Genomic DNA, 12,692 nt, shown 5'->3' with positions numbered 1-12,692 from the left:
TATACTCCACGTTTTTTATTTGTAAATCGGTAATTCTAATAGCTCTGACGAAAAGTAAAGGAGTAAAAAAGAAGTGGATAGTTTGTTTAATAGAAGATAGGGTGTAAAAAATAAAACAACGGAGGTTTTATAATGAATAAAGGAATACTGCAGATTACGGAAATTGAAGAAATTACTATTCCTAATGTATTGAATGATAAAATGAAGAGTTTGATAGACAATGAATTGAAAACCCATAATCCCTATACTTGTGATCAAGAAATAGCAGCATATTTTTCAAAAGAGTGGCTTACTTGTTTGATTGAATACTCAATGGAAACTCCGAATTCAGATATAAAAAAACTACTACATATGATAAAAGTAGCGAATTGTGGTGGGAACGTACCGCCTACTCTTATTAAAAATACTCCATGTGATCCTATGGAAACCCTATTACCTGGAGAAAATCGCAAAGGTTTTAATTATGGTGAAGACGAAAACGATAGAATGAAAAAATATTTTTATGCAGAATGGGTGACATGGCTTTTTGCCACACTTTTTAATTATGATGCTTTAATTCATCCATCCGAACATGCAGGGAAAAATAGATTTCATCTCATTTCCCCTTTAAACAACGATGAAGTTTTGCGAAATGTCGGTGCAAGCACCGGTGGCGGGAACTTTTATCAACATAACGATGCCACAGTGTATACAGATATGAAAGACCAGTCAGATATTGAAGCGAGATTGAATACATTCAATACGAATTTAGAAATTGTATCAAATAGACTTAATAAATCCGTGGAACGAATAGTGTCTGAAATTACTTGTGGCAAATTTACTAGAGTTGATGCTCTTTTATTAAAAGGAGTGTTAAATTTAAAAACTCAAACTCATATTGGAACCCCAAAATTACTTCAAAAGCATCTTGAAGAAGATTTCTTCAATAAAGATGACATATTGGCGATAAGTAAAATGCCTATTGCTCATATCGCAGGAATGGCTGATGGTGAAATATCTGGATTTGTAGGGGAAATAAACCAAATTATATTTTTGGATGATAATGGCGATATTATTGCAACTTGTTTAAATGGAGCAGAAAATAGATTGATTTATGTGGGAGAAAGTGAAGAAGAAAAATTGAAATTTGACATGTTTTTAGAACTCTTACGAACAACGCCTACTTATAAGGTTCCACTTACATCTGAAGATTTATTACTTATACCAAATTCATACTATGGTAAACAAACAAATGTAACTCATGGTAGGGAAAGATTATCTGAGGAAGAATATAAAATCCCGATTGGAAATAATAAATACGGAAGAAGAATTGTTTGCAGGCAATACGTTTCCAGCCGATTACGTGATCAGAAAGAAAGTTACTTTACAGATTTAATTAACTAGTTTAAAGAGAGGAGGGATGATGGGGAGGTTTGGGGTATAATAGCTCAAGCCTTCCCATATTCTTTGTATGGATTTTACTATTGAATTACTCATACTACTATTTTTAGTAGCTGTATTAGCAGGATGGATAGATACGATTGCTGGAGGCGGTGGTATGATAACTATCCCGATAATGTTATTAGTAGGTATGTCTCCTTCTGTAGCGATAGCAACTAATAAACTGCAAGGGAGTAGCGGAACTCTCATGGCGACAGTGTTTTTTATTAAGAAGAAAGAAATTAATCTTAAAGAAATGCGTTTGTCCATCTTAATGACCTTTTTTGGATCAGTTTTGGGTGGATGGCTTGTTTTACAGATACGAGCAGAATATCTAATTATGATATTACCTTTTTTACTTGTTTTTATTGGCATTTATTTTCTATTATCTCCAAATATAGCAAACGAAGATCGACCGAGAAAAATAAGTATGTTGTTGTTTGCGTTAACAGTGGCTCCGTTAGTGGGATTTTATGATGGTTTCTTCGGCCCAGGAACAGGTAGCTTGATTGCTTTAGCATTCATTCTTTTATGTGGATATAGTGCTACACGGGCAACTGCAAATGCTAAGATTTTGAATTTTACTAGTAATTTCGCTGCTTTGTTGTATTTTATTATTTTTGGCCAAATCGATTGGACAATTGGATTGATTATGATGCTTGGTCAAATTATAGGGTCATATATTGGGGCGAAGATGGTGCTTACAAAAGGGACGTCATTAATACGACCAATAGTGGTTATTGTTTGCTTTGCCATGGCAATTAAGATTTTTTTACAAAATATGAACTAAATGTAATGAATATAGTGTTTGTATCGAAGTTAGATTGTTTTCATGTTGTTATTGCAGTATTACACTGTTTAAGATGTGTTCAAAATTAAACAATTTGACTAGTGTAATGTATTGCGTTATGCTTTTTCTAGTATAAAAGAAAGGCTTGAAGATAATGATTCGTCGTTTGAGAAAGCTAAAAAATGTAGCAGTCGTAGTAAGCTTCTAAGTAAATTATAAAATCTACTATACTTAGAAGCGAGGAATAAAGTTATGAAGTATCCATTATTTAATCATTGGTCAGAAACAAAGTATATAAAAGATATAGTAACAAATCCACTCATTGAAGTAGGAGAGTACTCCTATTATTCAGGGTATTATAGTCATCAAAATTTTGAAGATGGCTGTGTAAGGTATTTGTGGGGAGATGCTAAGTCCCAAGCACTGTTCAATCCAATTGAACAGATGGGATGGCACCTTGACAAACTCATTATTGGGAATTATGTTTGCATTGCAAGTGGAGTAGTCATTTTAATGGGTGGTAATCATAACCATCACTCAGAATGGATTACAGTATATCCATTCGCTGAGCAAATTAAACAATCATATGAACCAAAGGGTGATACAGTCATTAAAAGTGATGCTTGGATTGGAATGAATGCTATAATAATGCCTGGCGTTACTATTGGTGAAGGTGCAATTGTTGCTGCAGGATCTGTCGTAAGTAAAGATGTTCCGCCGTATACAATAGTTGGTGGAAATCCTGCTAAGGAAATAAAGAAACGATTCACTGATACAGAAATAAACATGTTAATGGAAATGCGTTGGTTTGATTGGGATAGGAAATTGATTGAGAAGGCAATTCCGCTGTTATCTAGTCCATCCATCGAATCATTATTTGCTTTTTATAAAAATGAAATGAAAAATAAATAAATCAGTTAGAAAAACTACATCCAGTATAGGGTGTAGTTTTTTATTTTTTGTAAATGTGGAACAAATGTATTATTTAGATTGTCTATTAACTGTAATCCTAAAAAATATGAAAGTGTGAATCATTTTGAAAAATATAAGGGGATTAAAAATAAGGATATGTGTGGAAATACAAAGTATTAGCGCACCTAAAAGTGTCGGATGAGATGGTCTATATGAAAGCGATTCTAACGTTTTATATGTATATACAATTTGAGAACACTGTCTATTTTTTTGCGGGATTATGTTAGAATAACGCTTTTTTAAGTACAAAGAAATTGGAGGTAACAGAAGTGAAAGGTATGTTTTGCAAGAGAGTTATTGCAATAGTAACAGTGCTTACAATATTTTGTAGCATGGTCGTTACAATTGGAAGAGCAGCAGCGGAAACAGTTCCTGCTATAGACGTTGAAGCAGGATCAGCAATTTTAATAGAAGCAAATTCCGGGAAAATTTTATATGAAAAAAATGCAGATGAATCATTGGCAATTGCTAGTATGACAAAAATGATGAGCGAATACTTAGTTCATGAAGCGGTGGATAAAGGAAAACTTAAATGGGATCAAAAAGTTAAAATCTCTGAATATGCACATAAGATTTCGCAAGATCGTTCACTATCAAATGTTCCATTAGAAAATGGTGGCTCTTATACGGTAAAAGAGTTATATGAGGCAATGGCAATTTACTCTGCAAATGGTGCAACAATTGCTTTAGTTGAACAGATTGCTGGTAAAGAGGTCAATTTTGTAAAAATGATGAACGATAAGTCAAAAGAGTTTGGTATGAAAGATTATAAGCTTGTAAACTCTACCGGCTTAACAAATCAAGATTTAAAAGGATATCATCTAGAAGGGACAACTCTAGACGAGAAAAATAAAATGTCTGCAAGGGATTGTGCAATTTTAGCACAACGTCTTATTCAAGATTTCCCCCAAATATTAAATACAGCAAAAATTCCTAAAAGAACATTTCAAGAGGGTGGTAAATATCCAATTGATATGGCGAACTTTAATTGGATGTTAAAAGGTTTAATTAAGCAATATGAAGGTGTAGATGGTTTGAAAACAGGAACGACTCCAGAAGCGGGAGATTGTTTCACTGGTACAGTAGAAAGAAATGGTATGCGCCTAATTTCTGTAGTGATAAAAGCAAAATCTCATACGGCACGTTTTGATGAAACAAAGAAATTATACGATTATGGATTTGCGAATTTTGAAGTGAAGAATGTCTACGGAAAAGATTCAGTAGTAAAAGGGCATGAAACAGTTCGAGTAGCAAATGCAAAAGAAAAAGATGTAGTAGTTCAAATGAAACAAGCTGTTTCGCTTCCAATGCCGAAGGGCAACAAAGACATTTATAAAAAAGAATTTAAAGTATCGAATACGGAACAAGAAGCGCCTATTAAAAAAGGTGTAACAATTAGTAAAATGATTATCTCGTCTAAAGATAATACAGATCCTGGGTTCTTATCAGGTAATTCATTACAAATAGACCTTGTAACAAAATCTGATGTGGAACAAGCAAATTGGCTTACACGTTTTATACGTAAAACAGGATCTTTTTTTAGTGGTATGTGGGATCGTGCGATTGATATAGTAAAAAGCTAATTTTATAGGATACAACTAAATATTAGTTTGAAACAAAAGGTTTCAAAGCACTATAGATTCTTATGTGGATAGCTTGGAATGTCAGGGTGTAATTTTTTCTTCTTACTTTGTGCATTGCAATGACACTACTTTTTTCTATAGTTTCGTATCATTTAATCGAAAAGAAATGTATCAACTGGGCAAAACAAAGCACAACAATTTTTTTGAAAAAAAGTATAATTCCTAGGGAGATTTTATTTCTTTAGTAAATATACGAATATGACCGATTCCTTAGTATACTTGGGAATCGGTCAATTTTGGATTCTAAATGTAAATATAGTAAAGTGGAATATAATTGAAATCGAAAACCACTTAGAAATAACAATTACGGTGTGAGCTATTGTATAGTATAGATATGTTTAAAAATAAAGGGGGAATACATATGTGGAAGCGATTTGTAGCAATTGGTGATAGTTTTACAGAGGGGATAGGGGATGAAGTTGAGGGAATTGCATTAAAAAGCTGGGTAGATCATTTTGTTCAACTGTGTGAAAATGATATAGAATATGCCAATTTTGCAAAGCGTGGGTTAGTAACTGAAGAAATTCGCTTGCAGCAATTGGAAAAGGCGTTAACTTTTAATCCAGATTTGGTTAGTCTCATTGCAGGGGCAAACGATGTTTTAAAAGGACGTTGGAATCATGATGCATATAAGAACGATATGGAATTTATGATAGATACATTAAGTAAAGCAGGGGCTGATATTATTATAGCAAACCTTCCAGATTTTACAGTTAGGCTCCCTTTTGCTTCTGAAAAAAAACAAGTAATAAAAGAACAATTATTAGAGGCAAATGAAGTTATACATTCACTGAGCAGAGAGTATAAGCTTCATCATGTTGATTTTTGGAATCATCATTTAGTTAATGACAATACGCTTTGGTCTAAGGATTTAATTCATCCAAACTCAAAAGGATATGTAAAAGTTGCTGAATTAATTTTTAGTAGTTTGCCTGTACAGAAGACAAAATAATAGTTTGCAATGTAACGAATATGATATTAAGTGTATGAAGCTATGTTTTTTAGTAAATGGAAAGAACTAAACATTTAGCAAACAAAGCGTTTCTACGATATATTTCTACAGTAGTGCACAAATACAGAATCACAAAGAAAGATCACCTACGGAAATAGGTGATCTTTAAACATTCTTATACCTAAATTAATATATTAGATTACTAAATAAATTCGTACTACATAAAAATTAAGTTCTTTTATAGAAAAACTGATGATACATTAGCGTAAAATATATTATATCTTACAAGAGATTCATAACAACATTATATAATAATATAGTCAAATTATATTTTAGGGATTTATCCCGATTGTGTATAATGTGTAATTTTTTTGAAGCAGTAATGTCTAATAGATTAAATAGGTAGTAAATGTATAGGTTCAATACTATATGATTCAATCTTTGTTATGAGTGCATTAGTAATTGTTAGTATTATATTTTTAATATCTATTTTAGTTATTGGAATTAATTTGAATAGAAAATATGTAGGATAGAGAAAGGTACATATACTTTAATGTATATGTATCTTTTTATTTAGTAGGATTTATAGTCTCTATAAACTATTATGTTAATAAAATTAAAAAACTTTATTCTTAATATCCCTATGGTTAAAGCTATCTATAAAATGAAAATATAACTAAATAATAGTTTTGTTATGATTTGTGGATTTGGTTTTTTATCCGAATTTTCTGATTCAAATATTTCAACTTTATGAATATAGTAGGTGAAATATTTGTGTGATAGTATTTGAGATAGAAAAAAGCCAACTTTAAAAAGGATGTGAATTGAATGTGCAAACAACTGTAAATGGTTATATTAAGGTAATGTTTAACTAAGGCAAAGGTCTATTTTGTAACAGTTGATATAAAGACGAAGAAATAGGTGCACTCTTATTTATCAGACTATTTAAAATATGAGAAACCTTGAGATTAGTCTAGGTTTTGACGAAGTTAAATTCTAGATGAAATCTTTATAATGATTAATTAGGTTTAATAAAGGGGTACCTTATACGCAAAGGTGTTTATATTAGTAACCTAAGGAGCTTGCTTTTATGAAAACTACTGATTCAAAAGGCCTATTAGGAAATAGGGTTTATTTACAAGTTTTCTCTGCTTATTCATTGCTTATGCTTGGTGTTTTTATTGATATGTTAGCGATTATGACTATAGTTGGATTTGAATGGGAAGTAGATCCTACTATGATTGGATTGATTCCTGTTGCATACGCACTTCCAGGAATTATTTTTGGCTCATGGGCAGGTGTTATTGCAGATCGTTTTAGAAAAATTCCAATTATGATGTTCTGTAATCTAATGGTTGGTCTAATAACGATTGCTCTTTTATTTGTACAAGATATCCACTGGCTCTTAGTAGCATTAATGATTCGTTCCATTTTTATTGTTTTCTATTATCCTGCACAGCAAACACTAACAAGACAGATTGTATCCCCGGATTTGCTTACTAAAGCAGTAAGTATCAACGGAATAGTAGAGCAGGGTACCAAAATAGTAGGCCCGCTTATAGGGGGGATGTTGCTGAGTTGGTTTCAACCAGAGTTCTGCCTCATTATAAGAGCTATAAGTTGTTTATTAGCTACCTTAGTTCTGATACCCACAATAAAATTTAAAGAAACTATATCGAAAGAATTTGTTGAAAAGCAAAAACAAAGTACTTGGACCGCTTGGGTACAAGGATGGAGTTATGTGTTATCTAATCGGATAATATTATCAACTATGATTTTCGTTACAATAGCCATGGCAGTATTACAATTAGTAGACTCACAATTTCCAACTTTATTTAAGAGCTTATTCCCACATGATAAAAGTAAAATGGGATATATCATTTCTATTATTGGTCTTGGCGGAATACTTGGTGCATTACTAACTCAGAAATTAAAACAATTTCAATATGGCTGGGTAGTATGTGGAGGTATGGTTTTAATGGGAATTGGTTTTGGCGGGATCGGTTTGATAACGCCCAGTACGGTCTTCGTTTTGGCCTACTTAATTAGTTTTATCGCTGGTATTGGAAGTGGGCTGATGCTTGTATCTAATCAAGTCATTTTACAAATAGAATCCGATCAAGATCAAGTAGGAAGAGTATTTGGTATTCAAAGCAGTTTAACAAACGCAGTTCTAATTATTTCTCCTGCTATGAGTGGCCCATTAGTGCATTTGTTTGGAGTAACTCAACTCTATGTTTATGGAGGGGTTGGGCTTGTTATTATTGGAGTAATTGGAGTTTCACTGCAGAAATATTTATGGGCTAAACATAAACACGAACCTATAAGAGCAAATAATTTTTGAAGGGGAGATTTTTATGACCAATGAGGAATGTTATCCATTAAGCCATCCGCAGCGAAGAATATGGTATACAGAAGTTATTCATTCTGATAAAGGAATATGTAATTTAAGATTTTTATTTAAACTTCATCGGAAAATGAATTATTCAAAATTAAACCAAGTTGTGAATCGCGTTATCAGTGAAAATGACGGTCTGTGCATTAGGTTAAAAGAAAATGGGCATCAGGAACCAAAACAATATTTTATTAAACATGAAGAACAAGAATTTGAGTTTTTTGATTTCAGTAATGTGGAGAATACAAATTTGCTTGAGGAATGGATTGAGCAGAAAACAAAAGAAACGTTTACATTATTTAATTCAAATTTATATTATTTCGCTTTAATAAAATTAAACGATAATGAATGTGCAGTCTTTGGAAATGTTCATCATATTATTATGGATGGTTTATCAATTCAAATATTTACTGAGCAAATTGCAAAATATTATTATGAAATGCATAACGAGAATGAGGAAGGCGAAATTAAAAATTCATATGTTCAATTCCTGACTAATGAACAAACATACTTGAATAGTAGTCGCTTTCAAAAAGATCAAAAATTCTGGTTAGAGGAATTTAAAACACTGCCATCTGTGACTGGATTGAAGCCCTATAATACGTACCAAGTTAGTACCAAAGCATCACGTGAGACATTTATATTAACGGAGCATTTGAAGAGAAAGATAGAAAAATTTTCTGAAGATTACAAAATTAGTTTATACACTTTTTTTGTTGCTGCTTTCTCGTTGTCCATGTATCGGTGGACTTTATCGCTTGATATTGGTTTAGGAATGGCTTACGGCAACCGTATGACTAAAATGGAACGAAAATTGATTGGAATGATGGTGAGTACAGTTCCTTTAAGAATGGATATTGATCCAGAAGAAGAAGTACTTTCATTTATTAGTAGGGTGTCCAGAAAACAAAGCAAATTATTGAGACACCAGAAATATCCATTTGATTTGTTGTTAAAGCAGATTAATAAAGAGAATAATAGTAATGTGAGACTTTTCGGAACTACGATTGATTATAGGGATCGCGATGAAAGTGGTGACTCACTATGGATTCCAAACCATGAAGAGGTACAAGATTTTGCAGTGCATATTGAAAATCTAATTGATATTGACTCTTTACATGTACATATTGATTATCGTGAGGAGCTATTTTCTAAGGAAGAGATAAAACGGTTTTTTAACGTGATGTTAGCGATAATGGAAAACACTTTTGAAAAACCAAAGCAGAAGGTAGCTGAAATCGAAATCATTTCTGATGAAGATAAAAGAAAAAGTTTAGTTGAGTTCAACAATCCTAAGCTGGATTTCCCATCTCAAGTAACTATTCATGAATTGTTCGAACGGCAAGCGTTGAACTATCCAAGCGATATTGCAGTTACGTATGGCAAAGAAAAAGTTACTTATAGGGAGCTTAATGAACGCGCAAATCAGTTAGCTCATTATTTGCAGAAAAAGGGAGTAAGACCTGATACTTTAGTTGGACTGTGTGTTGAACGTTCCCTCGAAATGATTGTAGGTATTTTAGGAATTTTGAAGGCTGGTGGGGCTTATGTTCCACTTGATCCAACATATCCAGAGCAGCGACTTCAATATATTCTAGAAGATGCTAGCATTCAGTTATTCGTAACGCAAGAAAGTTTAAAAGAATTGAAATGTTTACCAGAAAATGTTAAGTCGATTTTCCTGGATCGTGATCAAGATGAGATTGGGAAAGAAAGTAAGACTTTGCCTGTTTCTGATGTCAGTCCCAAAAATCTGGCATATGTAATCTATACTTCGGGATCAACGGGAAATCCAAAGGGCGTTATGATAGAGCATCACAATGTCATTCGGTTATTTAAATCGACGGATTGTTGGTATCAATTTAATGAAAAAGATACTTGGACGCTTTTTCATTCGTATGCATTTGATTTCTCAGTATGGGAAATTTGGGGAGCATTATTATATGGTGGAAAATTAGTTGTTGTTCCGTACTGGATTAGTCGATCACCTAAGGATTTTTATCAATTATTGGTGGAGGAAGAAGTCACAGTTCTAAATCAGACACCTTCCGCATTTCGACAATTAATACGAGTGTGTGAACAAGAAGATAAGAATAAAAATTTGCAGCTGCGTTACGTAATATTTGGCGGAGAAGCGTTAGAACCTATTAGCTTGTTACCGTGGTTTAAAAGGTATGGGGAGAAAAAACCACAGTTAATTAATATGTATGGAATTACAGAAACTACAGTTCATGTTACATATTATCCAATTACTTTAGATGATGTGCAGCATGCTTCAAGAAGTAATATTGGAAAGCGGATTCCCGATTTAGAAGTGTATATACTAGATGCTTATCAACAACCTGTTCCTATAGGTGTTGATGGTGAACTTTATATTGGTGGAGCAGGATTGGCACGTGGGTATTTAAATAGACCTGAATTAACAGCAGAGCGTTTTATATCTCATCCATTTAGTAGTGATCCGAAAGCAAGATTATACCGGACAGGAGACTTAGCGAGGTATTTGCCAGATGGGAATCTAGATTATCGTGGAAGAATTGATCATCAGGTTAAAATACGTGGTTTCAGAATTGAGATTGGGGAAATTGAGTCTACTTTACATACATATGCATATGTAAAAGAGGCAGTTGTAATTGTAAGAGAAGATCAGCCGGGTGATAAAAGATTAGTAGCATATGTTGTAGGAGATGGAAATGTAGATGCGTGGAGAGAGTATCTTAAAGCGAAACTACCAAGTTATATGGTTCCTGCGGGATTTGTGGCGATGGAAGCTATTCCACTTACAGCTAACGGTAAAGTTGATCGTGAGGCCTTACCTATGCCGGAGGAAACGCAGATTAATAGTGAATGTGTTGGCCCTCGGAATAGTAACGAACAGATACTAACTACCATTTGGAAGAGAGTATTAGGTGTTAAAAAGGTGGGAATCTATGATAATTTCTTTGAAATTGGTGGCGACTCGATTCTCAGTATTCAAATCATATCTCAAGCAAGTCAAGTGGGGTTAAAACTTACTCCAAAGCAAATGTTTGAATGCCCAACTATCGCTGAGCTGGCACAAGTGGCTATAGAAACGCAGGGAGTACAAGCGGAGCAGGGAATTGTGATAGGTGATGTGCCTCTTACTCCAATTCAGTGCTGGTTCTTCGAGCAAGAACATCCACATACAGAGCATTGGAATCAATCAATGCTTTTAAGAGTAAAAGAAAGATTGGATGTGAAATTACTAGAGGGAGCGATATTAAATTTACTGAAACATCATGATGCTTTACGTTTCCGGTACGAACAGTTACCAAACGGAACGTGGAGGCAGAGAAATGAAGGGACTGATGAGCTGTCAGTACTGCATGTTGTAAAACGGAATCAAGTTAATGAAAAAGAGTGGAATAAAATAATACAAGAAGAGATGAATATTCATCAAGCTAGTTTCAATTTAATTACTGGTCCGTTAATGAAAGTAGTGTACTTTGAAGATAACTTGACTGAAAATGATCGAATATTCTGGGTGATACATCATTTAGTAGTAGATGGAGTGTCATGGAGGATTCTATTGGAAGATTTACAGGTGGTATATAACCAGATGAAACAAGGTCAAGAAATTCGCTTACCTGCGAAAAGTACATCTTTTAAAGAATGGTCTGAACGACTTCAGACATACAGTGATTCGGGTATTTCAAAAGAAGTAAAGGATTATTGGAATGAACAAGTAGAAAAAGCAACGATGAAAATTCCAATGGACTATCCAATACAAGAAACGACAGAAGAATCGATTGATCAAGTGACGAGGACTTTAGGAATAGAAGAAACACAATCCTTGTTTCACGAAGTTCTAGTCACTCATAAGACAAGGATTGATGAGGTATTATTGGCGGCATTAGGACAAGCTATCGTCGATTGTACAAATCAGCAAACCGTTTCTATTCATCTAGAAGGACACGGGAGAGAAGAGATGATTGAAGGTATTGATTTATCAAGGACAGTGGGCTGGTTCACGAGTATTTATCCCGTTCATCTCAATTTTCAAGGAACTCAGACACCTATTGAAGGGTTAAAGGCAGTCAAAGAGCAATTGCGTCGAATCCCAAATCGCGGAGTTGACTATGGTATTTTACGTTACTTGAATAAAGGATTACTTCCGTTTTATCAGCAAAAGCCTTCAATAAGCTTTAACTATTTGGGCCAATTTGATCAGGTGTTTTCAAGGGACTCTTTGTTTATGCAAGAGACAGGATTTACATTTTTAGATCATGCTCCAGATTCCAAACCATCTCATCTAATTGATGTTATCGGAATGGTGAAAGATGAAAAGTTACATTTTATTTGGATGTATAGTAGGGAACAGTTTTCTAAATTAAAAATTCAAGTGATAGCAGATGGTATGTTGAGGCATCTTCGTCAACTTATAAATAAACCAACAACAGAGTCTGCTTTTACGGTATCAGATTTTGCTGATGCAGAGGATCTTACGGAAGAAAGCTTGAGCAAAGTATTACTTAAATTAACAAAGAAGAGGGTGTAAAA

7 protein-coding genes and 1 pseudogene are annotated in these 12,692 nt (G+C 33.6%); all 8 read left to right on the top strand.

Annotation, left to right across the window (positions count from 1 at the left end):
• The first annotated feature begins 132 nt into the window (after positions 1-132).
• Complete coding sequence (locus F3I02_RS20770; RefSeq protein ID WP_196478355.1) at positions 133-1,383, top strand: hypothetical protein; 1,251 nt, start codon at positions 133-135, stop codon at positions 1,381-1,383.
• A gap of 67 nt (positions 1,384-1,450) precedes the next feature.
• Positions 1,451-2,209 (top strand): TSUP family transporter, encoded by a 759-nt coding sequence (locus F3I02_RS20765; RefSeq protein ID WP_196478354.1) that lies wholly within the window; start codon positions 1,451-1,453, stop codon positions 2,207-2,209.
• Between the two features lie 252 nt (positions 2,210-2,461).
• Positions 2,462-3,121: a CatB-related O-acetyltransferase gene (locus F3I02_RS20760; RefSeq protein WP_131251308.1), complete on the top strand. Its 660-nt coding sequence runs from the start codon at positions 2,462-2,464 to the stop codon at positions 3,119-3,121.
• Between the two features lie 329 nt (positions 3,122-3,450).
• On the top strand, positions 3,451-4,764 hold the full coding sequence (locus F3I02_RS20755) for a D-alanyl-D-alanine carboxypeptidase family protein (RefSeq protein ID WP_277997820.1): 1,314 nt from the start codon (positions 3,451-3,453) through the stop codon (positions 4,762-4,764).
• Positions 4,765-4,856: 92 nt separating this feature from the next.
• Positions 4,857-5,009: pseudogene (locus F3I02_RS20750) on the top strand (acyltransferase family protein); the annotation flags it as partial.
• Between the two features lie 176 nt (positions 5,010-5,185).
• Positions 5,186-5,776 carry an SGNH/GDSL hydrolase family protein gene (locus F3I02_RS20745; RefSeq protein ID WP_000265875.1) on the top strand — a complete coding sequence of 197 codons (591 nt, stop codon included), beginning with the start codon at positions 5,186-5,188 and terminating at the stop codon, positions 5,774-5,776.
• Positions 5,777-6,866: 1,090 nt separating this feature from the next.
• The gene (locus F3I02_RS20740) at positions 6,867-8,120 is read left to right on the top strand and encodes an MFS transporter (RefSeq protein WP_000858617.1); all 1,254 of its coding nucleotides are present in this window, start codon (positions 6,867-6,869) and stop codon (positions 8,118-8,120) included.
• A 13-nt stretch (positions 8,121-8,133) separates the two neighbouring features.
• Positions 8,134-12,690, top strand: a complete 4,557-nt coding sequence (locus tag F3I02_RS20735) for a non-ribosomal peptide synthetase (protein ID WP_196478353.1) — start codon at positions 8,134-8,136, stop codon at positions 12,688-12,690.
• Positions 12,691-12,692 lie beyond the last annotated feature (2 nt).

The organism is Bacillus sp. SRB3LM (genome assembly GCF_015712745.1).
In the GTDB taxonomy this organism is placed as follows: Bacteria; Bacillota; Bacilli; order Bacillales; family Bacillaceae_G; genus Bacillus_A; species Bacillus_A thuringiensis_K.
This window is presented reverse-complemented; position numbering and strand designations above follow the sequence as displayed.